Origin of the sequence: Streptomyces sp. NPDC046716 (assembly GCF_040645755.1) — a bacterium.
Taxonomy (GTDB): domain Bacteria; phylum Actinomycetota; class Actinomycetes; order Streptomycetales; family Streptomycetaceae; genus Streptomyces.
This window is the reverse complement of the sequence record NZ_JBEYYU010000108.1, coordinates 1-14,512: the sequence shown is the minus strand read 5'-3', so window position 1 is coordinate 14,512 and position 14,512 is coordinate 1. Positions and strand designations below refer to the sequence as shown.

The following is a 14,512-nucleotide window of genomic DNA, read 5'->3' as shown; positions in this document are numbered from 1 at the left end:
TCACGCAGGTCATCACGCGCGCCACCGTCGTGGCTGGTCGCGCAGTTCCCCGCGCCCCTGAAACGAGCTTCGCTCGTCCAGGGGCGCGGGGAACTGCGCGAGAAGAGGCCACCGGGCCGCAGACGAACGAACGGGGACTACTGCGCCGGCACGCCCACCTGCTCCCAGCACTTCAGTACGGCCTGGTACTCCTCGGCGGCGCCGTAGCGCGCCTTGGCGGACTTCGCCGTCGCGCGGGCGAAGTCGGCGAACTTGCTGTCCGGCTTCAGCTCACCGCCGGTGAGCGTGTCGAACCAGATCTGCCCGGCCCGCTCCCAGGCGTGCCCGCCCAGCGCGTCGGCCAGGATGTAGAAGGCGTGGTTCGGGATGCCGGAGTTGATGTGCACCCCGCCGTTGTCCTGGCTGGTCCGCACGAAGTGGTCCATGTCGGCGGGCTGCGGGTCCTTGCCGAGCACATCGTCGTCGTAGGCCGTGCCCGGCGCCTTCATGGAGCGCAGGGCCACGCCGGTGACGCGCGGCGCGAGCAGCCCGGCGCCGATCAGCCAGTCGGCCTCGGCGGCGGTCTGGCCGAGCGAGTACTGCTTGATGAGCGAGCCGAAGACGTCGGAGACCGACTCGTTGAGCGCGCCCGGCTGGTCGTAGTAGGCCAGGTTCGCCGTGTACTGCGTGACGCCGTGGGTCAGCTCGTGGCCGATGACGTCGACGGGGAGGGTGAAGTCGAGGAAGATCTCGCCGTCACCGTCGCCGAACACCATCTGCTCGCCGTTCCAGAACGCGTTGTTGTAGTCCTCGTCGTAGTGGACCGTCGCGTTCAGGCCCAGGCCGTTGCCGTCGATCGAGAAGCGGGCGTACTTCTCCAGGTACAGCCCGAAGGTCGCGCCCAGACCCGCGTACGCGCGGTTGACGGTCGCGTCCTGGCCGGGCTCGTCGCCCTCGCCGCGCACCTTGTGGCCCGGCAGCGCCGTCGTGTGACGGGTGTCGTAGATGGTCCGGTGCGGCGTCCGGGCCGTCCCGGCGTCGGCGTACGTGGGGGCGGCGGCGCGGGGGCCGACGAGGGTGGTCATCCGGCGACGGGTGCGCTCCAGGGAGTCGCGCTCCAGCGAGCGGCGGGCCCGGGAGGAGATCGCGGGATCCCCGGACCGGGCGGCCTTGTCGAGGATGTGCGGCGGCACGATGGTGCAGAACACGGGCTCGAACCCGGACGGGTTCCCCGCGGTGGGGTTGGCGGTCATGCGACGCAATGTGGCACTGGGTCATGCCGCTGTCACTACCTGCAGCCATGATTAGTGAAATAGAGGGATCGATCACCTCTTACCCGTTACCTTCATGCGGTCCCGCATACTGATACGGGTTCTCGCGTCCGGCGCGACTCGACTAAGGTGCGATGCATCATGCGTTTCGGGCTGCTTCTCCTTAGCTGCCGCGGCGAGGGCCTGTAGTCGAGGCCGACCCCCTCCCCGCGGAGTTTGGCGTTGCGCCGTCGGCCGACTGAAGAAGGCCACCTCTGAGGAGCCCCACGCATCATGCCGAACCACCAGCAGCCGAGCAGCATGCCGATCCGCAAGTACGGCCAGTACGACCAGGTGGACATCCCCGACCGCACCTGGCCCGACCAGCGGATCACCAAGGCCCCCCGCTGGCTCTCCACCGATCTGCGTGACGGCAACCAGGCGCTGATCGACCCGATGTCGCCCGAGCGCAAGCGCCGGATGTTCGACCAGCTGGTCAAGATGGGCTACAAGGAGATCGAGGTCGGTTTCCCGGCTTCCGGGCAGACGGACTTCGACTTCGTACGTTCGATCATCGAAGAGCCGGGCGCCATCCCGGACGACGTGACGATCTCCGTACTGACCCAGGCCCGCGAGGACCTGATCGAGCGGACCGTGGAGTCCCTGAAGGGCGCCAAGCGCGCCACGGTCCACCTGTACAACGCCACGGCGCCCGTCTTCCGCCGCGTGGTCTTCCGCGGCTCGAAGGACGACATCAAGCAGATCGCCGTCGACGGCACCCGCCTGGTGATGGAGTACGCGGAGAAGCTGCTGGGCCCCGAGACGGTCTTCGGCTACCAGTACAGCCCCGAGATCTTCACGGACACCGAGCTGGAGTTCGCCCTGGAGGTCTGCGAGGCCGTCATGGACGTCTACCAGCCGGGCCCGGACCGCGAGATCATCCTCAACCTGCCGGCCACGGTGGAGCGTTCGACGCCGTCCACGCACGCGGACCGCTTCGAGTGGATGAGCCGCAACCTGTCGCGCCGCGAGTACGTCTGCCTGTCGATCCACCCGCACAACGACCGCGGCACCGCCGTGGCCGCCGCCGAGCTGGGCGTCATGGCCGGCGGCGACCGTGTCGAGGGCTGCCTGTTCGGCCAGGGCGAGCGCACCGGCAACGTCGACCTGGTCACCCTGGGCATGAACCTGTTCTCGCAGGGCGTCGACCCGCAGATCGACTTCTCCGACATCGACGAGATCCGTCGCACGTGGGAGTACTGCAACCAGATGGAGGTCCACCCGCGCCACCCGTACGTGGGCGACCTGGTCTACACGTCCTTCTCCGGCTCCCACCAGGACGCCATCAAGAAGGGCTTCGACGCGATGGAGGCCGACGCGGCCGCCAAGGGCGTCACCGTGGACGACATCGAGTGGGCCGTCCCGTACCTGCCGATCGACCCCAAGGACGTCGGCCGGTCCTACGAGGCCGTGATCCGGGTCAACTCGCAGTCCGGCAAGGGCGGTATCGCCTACGTCCTGAAGAACGACCACAGCCTGGACCTGCCGCGCCGCATGCAGGTCGAGTTCTCGAAGGTCATCCAGACGAAGACCGACGCCGAGGGCGGCGAGGTCACGCCGAAGGACATCTGGAACATCTTCCAGGACGAGTACCTGCCGAACCCCGTCAACCCGTGGGGCCGCATCCAGGTCAAGGCCGGCCAGACGACGACCGACACCGACGGCATCGACACGCTGACGGTCGAGGCCGAGGTCGACGGCGTCGAGCAGGTCCTGGTCGGCACGGGCAACGGTCCGATCTCCGCGTTCTTCCACGCGCTCCAGGGCATCGACATCGACGCCCGCCTGCTGGACTACCAGGAGCACACGATGAGCGAGGGCGCCTCCGCCGTCGCCGCCTCGTACATCGAGGTCGCCATCGGCGACAAGGTTCTGTGGGGGATCGGCATCGACGCGAATACGACGCGTGCCTCGCTGAAGGCGGTCGTCTCCGCCGTCAACCGCGCGACCCGCTGAGGCAGTTGAGCTGGACTTTCCCGGCCCCGTACACCTGTTCGTGGTGTACGGGGCCTGGTCGTATCTCGGCCATGGTCACAAGATCTCCGTGACCTGGGCGTGACCAAGGTGCTGACGCCGACTCACCAATGTGGCTAACATCACGCCAACGCCGCGATGTTGCGGCGCCGTTACGGAGGTGTGCGACGTGCTGCCGAACAGGGAACTGGGGCGACGGACCGGGACCGGGATCTCGCGGGTCCTGGGTGTGCACACCACATGGACCACCGTGGGCGACGGGGAGTTCTTCTGCCCGGGCTGCGGCGGCGACCGCAACTACCAGCGCCGTGAGGGCCGCCGCCGGTTCCTCGTGCTCGGGGTGCCGGTGCTGCCGCGCGGCGAGACCGGGCCCGTGGTGGAGTGCGCGGCATGCCAGGAACGATTCGGCACCGAGGCCCTCGACCACCCGACGACGCACCGTTTCTCCGCGATGCTGCGCGACGCCGTGCACACCGTGGTCCTCGCCGTCCTCGCCGTGGGCGGGGCCGCCTCCCGTACGTCCCTGGAGAGCGCCGTGGGCGTCCTGCGGGGCGCCGGGTTCGACGATGCCTCCGAGGAGCGGCTCGCGGCGCTCGTCGAGGCGCTGGTGACCGATGCCGGGCGGATGCCGGAGCACGCCGGGTCCGGCGCCTCCCTCGCCATCGAGCTGCACGAGGCGCTCGACCCGCTGGCTCAGCATCTCGCTCCGGCCGGGCGGGAATCGATTCTGCTCCAGGGTGCCCGCATCGCCCTCGCCGACGGCCCGTACTCGTCCGCCGAGCGCGATGTCCTCGGCACCGTGGGCGCCGCGCTCACGATGTGCTCGGACGAGGTGGGTCAGCTCCTCGTGGCCGCCGCCAGGACGCCCAGCTGAGGCTTCCGGCGGCCCCTTAGGGTGACCGCATGTCCCATGCCCCCGCGCTCCTCGTCATCGACATGCAGAACGCCCTGCTGCCGGTCATGCACCGGCCCGCCGCCACCGTCGCCGCCATCGCGGGGCTGCGCACCCGGGCGCGGGCGGCCGGGGTTCCCGTCGTCACCGTCCAGCACCACGGCGGCGGCCTCGAACCCGGTACGGACGGCTGGCGCGTCGTCCCCGAACTCGACCCGGCGCCGGGCGAGCCGCTGGTCGCCAAGACCACGGCCGACGCCTTCCTGCGCACGGACCTCGACACGGTCCTCGGCTCGCTCGGCGTCACCGAGGTGCTGATCACCGGCTTCGCCACCGAGAACTGCGTGGAGACGACGGCGCGGCAGGCGCTGAGCCGGGGTTTCGACCTCGTCCTCGTCGCCGACGGGCATACGACGTCCGTCCGCGACGAGGGCACCGATTTCGTCCCGGCGGACCAGTCCATCGCGCATCACAACGAGATCTACCGGCACATCGACTTCCCCGACCGCCGGGTACGGGTGCTGCCGGCGGTTGAGGTCGACTTCAGCGCGGGCTAGCGCAGCCGCGCCACGAACGCCTGCCAGGCGTCGGCCCCGACGACGATGACGTCCCCGTCGGCGACCTTGGAGTCCCGGACGGGGACGAGACCGGTGACTCCGTCAGCGACCTCGACGCACTCGCCGCCTTCGCCGTTGCTGTAACTGCTCGTGCGCCAGCGGGCGTTGCTCAGGTCGAACTCGCGCATCGTCTGTGATCCTCCGCCGCCGATCGGATCAGGGCCAGGGACGCCTCCGGCGACAGCGCGGCGACCCTGAGCAGATCGTATGCGCGTTGGGCCCGCTTCACCACGGCCGGTTCGTCGATGAGCGTTCCCGAAAACGACGTCTCTGTATAGGCGACCGGCGGTGCGTCATCGAACTCCATGAGCTGGAGCAGCCCGCCCATGGCGGCGTGTGCTCCGGCGGCGTACGGGACCACGGTCACCCACGCCACTCGCTGCTGCATCAGCGCGGCGATGGCGTCCAGTTGCTCGGCCATCGCGGCCGAACCGCCAACCGGAGGGCGCAGAGTGTTCTCGTGCAAGGTCGCCCAATACTCGGGCCTTGTAGCGTCCCTGAGGATCTGCGCGCGCTCCAGGCGGGCGGTGACCTTCTCCTCCACGTACTCGTCGGTGACGAACGGGTTCGCCGCGATGGTCACGGATCGTGCGTACGCGGCTGTCTGCAACAACCCGGGGATGACCGATGGCGCGAACTGACAGACCCTCGTGGCCAGCCGCTCCAGCTCGACCACCTCCGCGAAGTAATCCGCGTACCGGTGGTCATCGATCAGGCTCCGCCACATCCGCTCGAAAATACCGTCGGATTGCAGGACGTCGTCGATCCTCTGGGCTACATCCAACTGTGGCTTGCGAATTGCCTGTTCGAATTGGCCGATGTAACCGCCGGAGACGAAAACCCTTATGCCCAGCTCCACTTGAGTGAGCCCGGCTTCCTCTCTCCGGCGCTTCAGTTCCTGCCCGAAGAACTCCCGCGCCGCCTGCCGCGAACCATTGGCCACGCCCAACCCCCAGATTCGGCACCGCACTTGTAGTGCACAGACCCCTCCCCACTGTAGATCCGAAGCGTCACCGTCGAGGCACGAAGCGTGAAATCGAATCGGGCAGGGGAGCCAGATGACGGGACGGACGAACCATGCGGCTCTGTGCGTGGAGGAGGCGGAAGAGACGGTGAACGGATTGCGATCGGCGCTCGCGGAAGCGGGAATTGCGCTGCCGTCGCTCGGACTCGATCAAGGGTCAATCGCGCGGACTGCCCCGTGTCCCCTGGTGGAATTGGGGCGTTGTTCGGTTGACGCGGCGGCGCGCCTGGCCGCCGTGCTCAGGTCAGACCCGGACGACAGGAGCGCCACCGCATGAAACCCCCGATCGGTTCCTACGCCGTCGACACGAGCACGGGTCAGGTCGGCAGGGTGATGGGACACGAGGGGCCGTACGTGCAGCTGCGGCCCTTCGGCGGCGGCCGGGAGTGGGACTGTCCGCCGGACGTGGTGCGGGAGGCGACGACGACGGAGCGGCTGCGCGCGGCGACGGCGTACGAGAACCGCCGGAGCCGGGGCGAGGTGCCCTGACGGTGCCTTCGGAAGAGGGCGCGGCAGGCATGCGGGCCCGGTCGGCGGGCACACGGAGGGTGCGCGGCCCCTACGCCCCCCGTCGGGCCGCGCAAGGTGGTGGGGCGGGCGGCGGCCTGGCAGGGGCGCCGCCCGCCCGTCCTGTCACCTCGGTGCGAGGGCCCCCAGCCAGTCGGCCACGGTGAGTACCTCCGCCCACTGCGGGAACAGTTTCTCGATGAGGAACCGGTGCACCTCCGGGTCGGTGTCGAGACAGCCGTCCGCCAGCACGGTGAGGCCGAAGTCGAGGTCGACGGCGCTCCACAGCGTGGACATCACCACGGCGCTGGTGGCGATGCCGGTGAGCACGAGACGGTCGATGTCGCGGGCCCTGAGGACCAGGTCGAGGTCGCTGCCCGAGAACGCGCTCCCGCGCCGCTTGGTGACCACGACGTCGCCCTCCTGCGGCGCGATGTCGGGATGGATCCCGGTGCCGGGGGCGCCCTCGGTGAACAGCCCGGCCCGCACGACGTTCCCCATCACCTTGTTGCGGGGGCTGACCAGAGGGTCTCCCGGCCGCAGCCCGAGCACCACGTAGATCACGGGAATGCCCGCGGCCCGGGCGCCGTCGATCGCCGAGCGCAGGCGCGGCAGATAGCCGGAACCGTCGTCGGCGATGGCCACGACGTCCCGTTGGACGTCCATCACCAGAAGTGCGCCGCCCGCCATGCCCGCCACCTCGTCTCCGTCGGGAATCCCGGCCAGTCTCACAGGAAGAGGTGGGGGTGAGGGAGAATGAGTGCCATGAGTCTGTTCCGCGACGACGGCATCGTGCTGCGCACCCAGAAGCTGGGCGAAGCGGACCGCATCATCACGCTGCTCACGCGGGGGCACGGGCGCGTGCGGGCCGTCGCCCGGGGCGTGCGGCGCACCAAGTCGAAGTTCGGGGCGCGGCTCGAACCCTTCTCCCACGTCGACGTGCAGTTCTTCGCGCGCAACAGCGAGCTGGTCGGGCGCGGGCTTCCGCTGTGCACGCAGAGCGAGACGATCGCCGCGTACGGCGGCGGCATCGTGCGGGACTACGCCCGCTACACCGCGGGCACCGCCATGCTGGAGACGGCCGAACGGTTCACCGACCACGAGGGCGAGCCGGCCGTCCAGCAGTACCTGCTCCTCGTCGGCGCCCTGCGCACGCTGTCCCGGGGCGAGCACGAGCCGCACCTCATCCTGGACGCCTTCCTGCTCCGCTCCCTCGCGGTCAACGGCTACGCGCCCAGCTTCACCGACTGCGCGAAGTGCGGGATGCCCGGTCCCAACCGGTTCTTCTCCGTCGGCGCGGGGGGCTCGGTTTGCGTCGACTGCCGGGTACCGGGCAGCGTCGTACCGTCACCGCAGGCCCTCACCCTGCTCGCCGCGCTGCTCAGCGGGGACTGGCAGACTGCGGACGCGTGCGAAGGACGCTTCGTGCGGGAGGGCAGCGGGCTGGTGTCGGCGTACCTGCACTGGCACCTGGAGCGCGGACTGCGCTCGCTGCGCTACGTAGAGAAAAGCTAGAGCTGAGCTAGGGGAGAGGCCCACCACCATGGCACGTCGCGGAATTCTCGGCCGGTCGTCACGACGCGAGTACGTCGTACCGGAACCGCACCCGTCGGGCGCGCGGCCGCCGAAGATCCCGGGCGAGCTGGTCCCCGAGCACGTCGCCATCGTGATGGACGGCAACGGCCGCTGGGCCAAGGAGCGCGGGCTGCCGCGCACCGAGGGGCACAAGGTCGGCGCCGAGCGCGTGCTCGACGTCCTCCAGGGCGCCATCGAGATGGGCGTGGGCGCCATCTCCCTCTACGCGTTCTCGACCGAGAACTGGAAGCGCTCCCCGGACGAGGTGAAGTTCCTCATGAACTTCAACCGCGACTTCATCCGCAAGACCCGCGACCAGCTCGACGAGCTGGGGGTGCGGGTGCGCTGGGTCGGCCGGATGCCCAAGCTGTGGAAGTCGGTCGCCAAGGAGCTGGAGATCTCCCAGGAGCAGACCAAGGACAACGACAAGCTGACCCTGTACTTCTGCATGAACTACGGCGGCCGCGCCGAGATCGCCGACGCCGCGCAGGCGCTCGCCGAGGACGTGAGGGCCGGGCGGCTCGACCCGTCCAAGGTCAGCGAGAAGACGTTCGCGAAGTACCTGTACTACCCGGACATGCCGGACGTCGACCTGTTCCTGCGGCCCAGCGGCGAACAGCGCACGTCCAACTACCTGTTGTGGCAGAGCGCCTACGCCGAGATGGTCTTCCAGGACGTCCTGTGGCCGGACTTCGACCGCCGCGACCTGTGGCGGGCCTGCGTCGAGTACGCGTCGCGCGACCGGCGCTTCGGCGGAGCCACGCCGAACGAGGTGCTGATGCAGCTGGAGGCGGAGGGCTAGAGCCCGCCGGCCCCGGCCCCCGGCCCGGGATACCCTCCCCTCGGTTCCATCATGAACGAAGTCCTGGGGAGGGCTCATGGAAGACCGTGCGGACACCACGGTGGGGGAGTTCGTCGAGCTGGAGTACCAGCCGACGCGGGACGACATGAGACAGGCGCTCAAGGCGCGGGCCAAGGCGTCGAGCCGCGCACGGCGGACGCAGCGGTTCGCGCTGATCGCCGTGGCCGCGTTCGTCGGGGCCGCGGTGGTGCCGCTGGCGAACGGCGAGGGGTTCGACACCGGTTCGCTGGTGATCGGCGGTTTCGTCGTCGTGCTGCTGTTCGTCCTCCAGCCCTGGCTCATGGCCCGCCAGTTCCACAAGCTCGCGGCTCGCCACGACGGGTACCGCGCCACGGTCGACGACACCGGCGCCACCGTCACCAACTCGGGCGGCAGCAGCCACCTGAACTGGGTCGCCGCCCCGCACTACGCCGAGACCGCGGACCTGTTCGTCCTGCTCAGCGGCGACAAGAACGTCTCCTGCCTCACCGTGCTGCCCAAGCGCGGCCTGCGGGAGCCCGGAGGCGTGGACGCGCTCCGGGCTCTGCTGGACCGGCACATCCGCCGGATCTGAGTGTTTCTTCGGCTGCGGCGCCTGCGCGAGAAGAGGCCACCGGGCGGCACCCGGCGACGAAACCGGTCAGCCCGCGGCGCACTCCGCGCACGTGCCGAAGATCTCCACGGTGTGCGCCACGCTCACGTACCCGTGCTCGGCGGCGATCGCCTCCGCCCACTTCTCCACCGCGGGCCCCTCGACCTCCACGGCCTTGCCGCACATGCGGCAGACCAGATGGTGATGGTGGTCACCCGAGGAGCACCGCCGGTACACGGCCTCGCCCTCGGAGGTGCGCAGCACGTCGACCTCGCCGGCGTCGGCGAGGGACTGGAGCGTGCGGTAGACCGTGGTCAGGCCGACCGAGTCGCCCTTGTGTTTGAGCACGTCGTGCAGTTCCTGGGCACTGCGGAACTCGTCGACCTCGTCGAGCGCCGCCGCAACTGCCGCGCGCTGGCGGGTCGACCTGCCTCGAACCGGGGCTGCCACGGGTTCCTCCTCACATCCCTGCCACCTTCGTACGGCCGCCATTGTGCCAGGCGCCGCGGTGGCGGGGTCAGCCATGAAGCGAGGTGGCCGGGGCCTGCTGCTCCGGGATCGGGCACGCGGCCGGATCGCCGGCGGCCGCGGCGTGGGCCCGCGCCCGGCGCCGGGCGAGCGGCGTGGCCAGCAGGGTCAGCACGATGAAGACGGCGATCGTCAGGAGCACGATCGTCGCGCCGGGCGGCACGTCCTGGTAGTACGAGGTGACGGTGCCGCTCAGGGTCACCACGACCCCGATGGCCACCGCCCCGATGAACGTCGCCCGGAAGCTGCGGGTCAGCTGCTGCGCCGCCGCGACCGGCACCACCATCAGGGCCGACACCAGGAGCAGTCCCACGACGCGCATGGCGACGGTCACCGTCACCGCGGCGGTGACCGCGATCAGCAGGTTCAGCGCCCGCACCGGCAGGCCCGTGACCCGCGCGAACTCCTCGTCCTGACTGACCGCGAAGAGCTGTCGGCGCAGCCCGACCGTCACCAGGACCACGAACGCGGCGAGCCAGCAGATCGCCGTGATGTCGGCCGGGGAGACCGTCGCCAGCGAGCCGAAGAGGTACGAGCTGAGATTGGCGGTCGACCCGCCGGGCGAGAGGTTGATCAGCATGACGCCGCCCGCCATGCCGCCGTAGAAGAGCATGGCCAGCGCGATGTCACCGCGCGTCTTGCCGTACCAGCGGATCAGCTCCATGATCAGCGCGCCGAGCACGGAGACCGCCATCGCCATCCACACGGGCGACGTGGACAGCAGGAAGCCGAGACCGACACCGGTCATCGCGACGTGCCCGATGCCGTCGCCCATCAGGGCCTGGCGGCGCTGGACGAGGTAGATGCCGATGGCGGGCGCCGTGATGCCGATGAGGACGGCGGCAAGCAGCGCCCGCTGCATGAAGGCGAAGTCGAGGAATTCCATGTCAGCTCAGCAGTCCGGTGCGTACGGGCTCCGCCTCGGCGGAGTGCGGGTGGACGTGGTCGTGGCCGGGCAGCGCGTGCTGGCCGACGGCCTTCGGGGGCGGCCCGTCGTGCCGGACGCAGCCGTCGCGCAGCACGACGGCCCGGTCGATCAGCGGCTCCAGCGGGCCGAGTTCGTGCAGCACGAGCAGCACGGTGGTGCCCGCCGCGACCTGCTCGCGCAGCGTCGCGGCCAGCACCTCCTGGCTGGCCAGGTCGACGCCCGCCATCGGCTCGTCCATGATCAGCAGCTCCGGCTGGGCGGCCAGCGCGCGGGCGATGAGCACCCGCTGGTGCTGGCCGCCGGACAGGGCGTCGACGGAGTCCTTGGCGCGGTCGGCCATGCCCACCGACTCCAGGGCGCGGGCCACCGCCTCGCGGTCGGACCGGCGCAGGATGCCGAACCGGGCGCGGGACAGCCGCCCCGAGGAGACGACCTCGGTCACCGTCGCGGGCACCCCGCCCGCGGCGGTCGTGCGCTGAGGCACGTAACCCACGCGCGCCCAGTCCCTGAACCGGCCGCGTGGCGTCCCGAACAGCTCTATCCCGCCGCCGGTGACCGGGACCTGCCCGATGATGCTGCGCACGGCGGTCGACTTGCCCGAGCCGTTCGCGCCGAGCAGGGCGACGACCTCGCCGCGGCGGACGGTGAGGTCGATGCCGCGCAGCACGGGGCGCGAGCCCAGCTCGGCCGTCACCTTGCTCATGGTGATCACGGGTTCGGTGTGCTCCGGCATGTCCGCGCCGCCCTCCGGGTCGCCTGGTCCGTCTGTCATTTGGTGCCGAGCGCCTTCTGGAGCGCCGCCAGGTTCGACTCCATGACCGCGATGTAGTCGTCACCCTGGGACTTGCCGGTGATGCCCTCGATCGGGTCGAGGACGGCGGTCTTCAGCCCGGTGTCACCCGCGAGGGTCTTCGCCGTCCTGTCGCTGACGAGGGTCTCGTAGAAGACGGTGGTGACGCCGTCGGCCTTCGCCATCTTCTGGAGTTCCTTGACGCGGGCGGCGCTGGGCTCGCTCTCCGGGTCGAGGCCGCTGATGGCCTCCTCGGTGAGGCCGTAGCGCTCGGCGAGGTAGCCGAAGGCGGCGTGGGTGGTGATGAAGACCTTGCTGTCGGTGTTCTTCAGGCCGTCCGCGTACTTCTTGTTCAGGCCGTCCAGCTTGTCGACCAGGGTCGCGGTGTTCTTCTTGTACTCGGCCGCGTGGTCCGGGTCGGCCTTCTCCAGGGCCTTGCCGACGCCCTCGGCGACCTCGGCGTACTTCACCGGGTCGAGCCAGATGTGCGGGTCGGTGCCCTCTCCGCCCTCTTCGGACGAGTGGTCGTGGTCGTGCTCGTCGGCGTGCCCGCCGACCTCGCTGCCGTGCTTCTCCAGCTCGGTCAGGGAGGTGGCGTCGACCTTGGTGCCGATGCCGGACTGGCTGATCGCCTCGTCGACGGAGGGCTGGAGGCCCTTGAGGTAGACCGCGACGTCGGCCTCTTCGAGCTGGCCGCGCTGCTGGGCGCTGACCTCCAGGTCGTGGGGCTCCTTGCCCGGCTCGGTCAGGTTGGTGACGGCTACGTGGTCGCCGCCGATCTGCTCGGCCAGGTACTGCATCGGATAGAACGACGCGACGACGTCGAGCTTGCCGTCCTTTCCGCCGCCCTTGCCGTCCGCCGCCGTGGAAGACGAGCAGGCGGAGAGCAGGGCGATGCCGAGCGCCGTGGTGCCGGCGACGGCGGTGGTGGATATGAGGCGGCGGCGGGGACGCGGAGAGCGGCGTACGTTCATGACACTCATTTTCAACAAAAGTGGAAACGATTGTCAACAAGCTCTTCGCGAGACCTTCGTCCCGCTCGGTCCCGCTCTGTGACCAGGAATCGATTTGGTTCGGGGGACGGTCCCGCCGGTAACCTGAGGCATTCGCTCCCGGAGCGCGTATCCAGCGCGCTCACCGCCGTCGTAATGAAGAGAGCACCGTGGCCGCCGACAAGATCGAAACCATCGTCAGCCTCAGCAAGCGCCGTGGCTTCGTCTACCCCTGCAGCGAGATCTACGGCGGCCAGCGCGCCGCCTGGGACTACGGCCCGCTGGGTGTGGAGCTGAAGGAGAACCTCAAGCGTCAGTGGTGGCGCTACATGGTCACCGCGCGCGAGGACGTCGTCGGTATCGACTCGTCGGTGATCCTGGCCACCGACGTCTGGCAGGCCTCCGGCCACGTCGCCACCTTCACCGACCCGCTCACCGAGTGCACCGCGTGTCACAAGCGGTTCCGCGCGGACCACCTGGAAGAGGCGTACGAGGAGAAGAAGGGCCGCGTCCCCGAGAACGGCCTGGCGGACATCAACTGCCCGAACTGCGGCACCAAGGGCGCCTTCACCGAGCCCAAGCAGTTCTCCGGCCTGCTCTCCACGCACCTCGGCCCGACCCAGGACAGCGGCTCGGTCGCCTACCTGCGCCCCGAGACCGCGCAGGGCATCTTCACCAACTTCGGCAACGTCCAGACGACGTCGCGTCGCAAGCCGCCGTTCGGCATCGCCCAGATGGGCAAGAGCTTCCGCAACGAGATCACGCCCGGCAACTTCATCTTCCGCACCCGCGAGTTCGAGCAGATGGAGATGGAATTCTTCGTCAAGCCCGGCGAGGACGAGCAGTGGCAGGAGTACTGGATGGAGCAGCGCTGGAACTGGTACACCGGTCTCGGCCTGCGCGAGGAGAACATGCGGTGGTTCGAGCACCCGAAGGAGAAGCTCTCCCACTACTCGAAGCGCACCGCTGACATCGAGTACCGCTTCCGCTTCGGCGGCAGCGAGTGGGGCGAGCTGGAGGGCGTCGCCAACCGCACGGACTACGACCTGTCCGCGCACTCCAAGGCCTCCGGCCAGGACCTCTCCTACTTCGACCAGGAGAAGGGCGAGCGCTACACGCCGTACGTCATCGAGCCCGCGGCCGGTGTCGGCCGCACGATGCTGGCGTTCATGCTCGACTCCTACTTCGAGGACGAGGCGCCCAACGCCAAGGGCAAGATGGAGAAGCGCACGGTCATGCGCTTCGACCACCGCATCGCCCCGGTGAAGGTCGCGGTGCTCCCGCTCTCCCGCAACCCCGAGCTGTCCCCGAAGGCGAAGGGCCTGGCCGCCGCGCTGCGCCAGAACTGGAACATCGACTTCGACGACGCCGGTGCCATCGGCCGCCGCTACCGCCGCCAGGACGAGATCGGCACGCCGTTCTGCGTCACGGTCGACTTCGACACCCTCGAGGACAACGCGGTGACGGTGCGCGAGCGCGACACCATGAAGCAGGAGCGCGTCTCCCTCGACCAGATCGAGGGCTACCTGGCCACCCGCCTGGTCGGCTGCTGATCCAGGGATGTGACGAAAGCCCCGGCCCGCCGTTTCGGCGGTGGGCCGGGGCTTTTTGCTGCACACTGCGGCGTGTGCCTCACATGACGAGCAGCAAGGTCAGCCGCTGGGACCAGCACGGGCGCGGACATGTCGTGCGGGTCGAAAAGGCGGGTATGCAGCGCCAGTTGACGTGCGAGACGTGCGGCTGGCGACGAACGGCGCAGTTCCTGCCGTGGCTCAAGGCCGAGGAACATCTGGAGCAGGAGCACCAGGCGACGGTGGATCCGGCGGCCGGCGGCGACTGAGGTGCCGGGGCCTAGGGCCTGTCTTCACACTCCCCTCGTCGCCCGGAGGGCGGCCCCGCGGCGTCTGGTGCGTGCTCTCGTCGTGCCGGGTGCAGGGCCTCGTACTGGACGTACTCGGCCTTG

At 69.6% G+C, this 14,512-nt stretch carries 18 protein-coding genes; 10 read left to right on the top strand and 8 right to left on the bottom strand.

The genetic code is table 11. The features are described 5' to 3' along the window. Positions 1 to 137 precede the first annotated feature (137 nt). On the bottom strand, positions 138 to 1,232 hold the full coding sequence (locus ABZ930_RS40245; protein ID WP_361560182.1) for a M4 family metallopeptidase: 1,095 nt from the start codon (positions 1,230 to 1,232) through the stop codon (positions 138 to 140). Positions 1,233 to 1,523: 291 nt separating this feature from the next. On the opposite strand from ABZ930_RS40245, the gene leuA reads away from it, so the two are divergent. The 3 genes from leuA to ABZ930_RS40230 all read left to right on the top strand — a co-directional run bounded on the left by leuA (position 1,524) and on the right by ABZ930_RS40230 (position 4,712). After that, positions 1,524 to 3,245 carry a 2-isopropylmalate synthase gene (gene leuA / locus ABZ930_RS40240; RefSeq protein WP_361560179.1) on the top strand — a complete coding sequence of 574 codons (1,722 nt, stop codon included), beginning with the start codon at positions 1,524 to 1,526 and terminating at the stop codon, positions 3,243 to 3,245. A 187-nt stretch (positions 3,246 to 3,432) separates the two neighbouring features. Then, positions 3,433 to 4,137: a TerB family tellurite resistance protein gene (locus ABZ930_RS40235; RefSeq protein WP_361560176.1), complete on the top strand. Its 705-nt coding sequence runs from the start codon at positions 3,433 to 3,435 to the stop codon at positions 4,135 to 4,137. Positions 4,138 to 4,166: 29 nt separating this feature from the next. Then, the gene (locus ABZ930_RS40230) at positions 4,167 to 4,712 is read left to right on the top strand and encodes a cysteine hydrolase family protein (RefSeq protein WP_361560173.1); all 546 of its coding nucleotides are present in this window, start codon (positions 4,167 to 4,169) and stop codon (positions 4,710 to 4,712) included. On the opposite strand, the gene ABZ930_RS40225 is transcribed toward ABZ930_RS40230, so the two are convergent. Continuing rightward, positions 4,709 to 4,900, bottom strand: a complete 192-nt coding sequence (locus ABZ930_RS40225) for a DUF397 domain-containing protein (RefSeq protein WP_361560170.1) — start codon at positions 4,898 to 4,900, stop codon at positions 4,709 to 4,711. The genes ABZ930_RS40230 and ABZ930_RS40225 overlap by 4 nt on opposite strands. After that, positions 4,882 to 5,715 (bottom strand): helix-turn-helix transcriptional regulator, encoded by an 834-nt coding sequence (locus tag ABZ930_RS40220; protein WP_361560167.1) that lies wholly within the window; start codon positions 5,713 to 5,715, stop codon positions 4,882 to 4,884. The genes ABZ930_RS40225 and ABZ930_RS40220 overlap by 19 nt, the downstream gene beginning before the upstream one ends. Before the next feature lie 115 nt (positions 5,716 to 5,830). On the opposite strand from ABZ930_RS40220, the gene ABZ930_RS40215 reads away from it, so the two are divergent. Next, complete coding sequence (locus ABZ930_RS40215) at positions 5,831 to 6,073, top strand: hypothetical protein (RefSeq protein ID WP_361560164.1); 243 nt, start codon at positions 5,831 to 5,833, stop codon at positions 6,071 to 6,073. Continuing rightward, positions 6,070 to 6,285, top strand: coding sequence for a hypothetical protein (locus tag ABZ930_RS40210; RefSeq protein WP_361560161.1), 216 nt, complete (start codon positions 6,070 to 6,072; stop codon positions 6,283 to 6,285). Before ABZ930_RS40215 ends, ABZ930_RS40210 begins: the two co-directional genes overlap by 4 nt. Before the next feature lie 144 nt (positions 6,286 to 6,429). Here the strand turns inward: ABZ930_RS40210 and ABZ930_RS40205 are convergent, their stop codons facing one another. After that, a complete protein-coding gene (locus ABZ930_RS40205; protein ID WP_361560158.1) occupies positions 6,430 to 6,993 on the bottom strand; it encodes a cysteine hydrolase in 564 nt (187 codons plus the stop codon). A 75-nt stretch (positions 6,994 to 7,068) separates the two neighbouring features. Here ABZ930_RS40205 and recO point away from each other — a divergent pair, with 75 nt between their 5' ends. From recO to ABZ930_RS40190, 3 genes are all read left to right on the top strand, one after another. Beyond that, positions 7,069 to 7,818 carry a DNA repair protein RecO gene (recO, locus tag ABZ930_RS40200; RefSeq protein ID WP_361560155.1) on the top strand — a complete coding sequence of 250 codons (750 nt, stop codon included), beginning with the start codon at positions 7,069 to 7,071 and terminating at the stop codon, positions 7,816 to 7,818. Between the two features lie 28 nt (positions 7,819 to 7,846). Next, positions 7,847 to 8,680: an isoprenyl transferase gene (locus ABZ930_RS40195; protein ID WP_361560153.1), complete on the top strand. Its 834-nt coding sequence runs from the start codon at positions 7,847 to 7,849 to the stop codon at positions 8,678 to 8,680. Between the two features lie 76 nt (positions 8,681 to 8,756). Then, positions 8,757 to 9,293 carry a YcxB family protein gene (locus ABZ930_RS40190; RefSeq protein ID WP_361560150.1) on the top strand — a complete coding sequence of 179 codons (537 nt, stop codon included), beginning with the start codon at positions 8,757 to 8,759 and terminating at the stop codon, positions 9,291 to 9,293. Positions 9,294 to 9,359: 66 nt separating this feature from the next. On the opposite strand, the gene ABZ930_RS40185 is transcribed toward ABZ930_RS40190, so the two are convergent. The 4 genes from ABZ930_RS40185 to ABZ930_RS40170 form a co-directional block, all read right to left on the bottom strand. Further along, entirely contained in the window at positions 9,360 to 9,761 is a 402-nt protein-coding gene (locus ABZ930_RS40185) for a Fur family transcriptional regulator (protein ID WP_361560147.1), read from the bottom strand. Between the two features lie 67 nt (positions 9,762 to 9,828). After that, a complete protein-coding gene (locus ABZ930_RS40180; protein ID WP_361560144.1) occupies positions 9,829 to 10,725 on the bottom strand; it encodes a metal ABC transporter permease in 897 nt (298 codons plus the stop codon). Between the two features lies 1 nt (position 10,726). Continuing rightward, a complete protein-coding gene (locus tag ABZ930_RS40175; protein WP_361560141.1) occupies positions 10,727 to 11,539 on the bottom strand; it encodes a metal ABC transporter ATP-binding protein in 813 nt (270 codons plus the stop codon). Further along, positions 11,536 to 12,531 carry a metal ABC transporter substrate-binding protein gene (locus tag ABZ930_RS40170; RefSeq protein WP_361560137.1) on the bottom strand — a complete coding sequence of 332 codons (996 nt, stop codon included), beginning with the start codon at positions 12,529 to 12,531 and terminating at the stop codon, positions 11,536 to 11,538. The genes ABZ930_RS40175 and ABZ930_RS40170 overlap by 4 nt, the downstream gene beginning before the upstream one ends. Positions 12,532 to 12,719: 188 nt before the next feature. Here ABZ930_RS40170 and ABZ930_RS40165 point away from each other — a divergent pair, with 188 nt between their 5' ends. Both ABZ930_RS40165 and ABZ930_RS40160 read left to right on the top strand, forming a co-directional pair. Then, positions 12,720 to 14,102, top strand: coding sequence for a glycine--tRNA ligase (locus ABZ930_RS40165; protein WP_361560134.1), 1,383 nt, complete (start codon positions 12,720 to 12,722; stop codon positions 14,100 to 14,102). A gap of 74 nt (positions 14,103 to 14,176) precedes the next feature. Further along, positions 14,177 to 14,389: a hypothetical protein gene (locus ABZ930_RS40160; RefSeq protein ID WP_361560131.1), complete on the top strand. Its 213-nt coding sequence runs from the start codon at positions 14,177 to 14,179 to the stop codon at positions 14,387 to 14,389. The last annotated feature ends 123 nt before the right edge of the window (positions 14,390 to 14,512 follow it).

What these genes read in the sequence shown, in the direction of transcription:
- ABZ930_RS40180 (WP_361560144.1), bottom strand. Translation starts at nt 10,725, where the DNA reads ATGGAATTCCTCGACTTCGCCTTCATGCAGCGGGCGCTGCTTGCCGCC.
- ABZ930_RS40215 (WP_361560164.1), top strand. Translation starts at nt 5,831, where the DNA reads ATGACGGGACGGACGAACCATGCGGCTCTGTGCGTGGAGGAGGCGGAA.
- recO (WP_361560155.1), top strand. Translation starts at nt 7,069, where the DNA reads ATGAGTCTGTTCCGCGACGACGGCATCGTGCTGCGCACCCAGAAGCTG.
- ABZ930_RS40175 (WP_361560141.1), bottom strand. Translation starts at nt 11,539, where the DNA reads ATGACAGACGGACCAGGCGACCCGGAGGGCGGCGCGGACATGCCGGAG.
- ABZ930_RS40195 (WP_361560153.1), top strand. Translation starts at nt 7,847, where the DNA reads ATGGCACGTCGCGGAATTCTCGGCCGGTCGTCACGACGCGAGTACGTC.
- ABZ930_RS40225 (WP_361560170.1), bottom strand. Translation starts at nt 4,900, where the DNA reads ATGCGCGAGTTCGACCTGAGCAACGCCCGCTGGCGCACGAGCAGTTAC.
- leuA (WP_361560179.1), top strand. Translation starts at nt 1,524, where the DNA reads ATGCCGAACCACCAGCAGCCGAGCAGCATGCCGATCCGCAAGTACGGC.
- ABZ930_RS40210 (WP_361560161.1), top strand. Translation starts at nt 6,070, where the DNA reads ATGAAACCCCCGATCGGTTCCTACGCCGTCGACACGAGCACGGGTCAG.
- ABZ930_RS40190 (WP_361560150.1), top strand. Translation starts at nt 8,757, where the DNA reads ATGGAAGACCGTGCGGACACCACGGTGGGGGAGTTCGTCGAGCTGGAG.
- ABZ930_RS40230 (WP_361560173.1), top strand. Translation starts at nt 4,167, where the DNA reads ATGTCCCATGCCCCCGCGCTCCTCGTCATCGACATGCAGAACGCCCTG.
- ABZ930_RS40205 (WP_361560158.1), bottom strand. Translation starts at nt 6,993, where the DNA reads ATGGCGGGCGGCGCACTTCTGGTGATGGACGTCCAACGGGACGTCGTG.
- ABZ930_RS40245 (WP_361560182.1), bottom strand. Translation starts at nt 1,232, where the DNA reads ATGACCGCCAACCCCACCGCGGGGAACCCGTCCGGGTTCGAGCCCGTG.
- ABZ930_RS40170 (WP_361560137.1), bottom strand. Translation starts at nt 12,531, where the DNA reads ATGAACGTACGCCGCTCTCCGCGTCCCCGCCGCCGCCTCATATCCACC.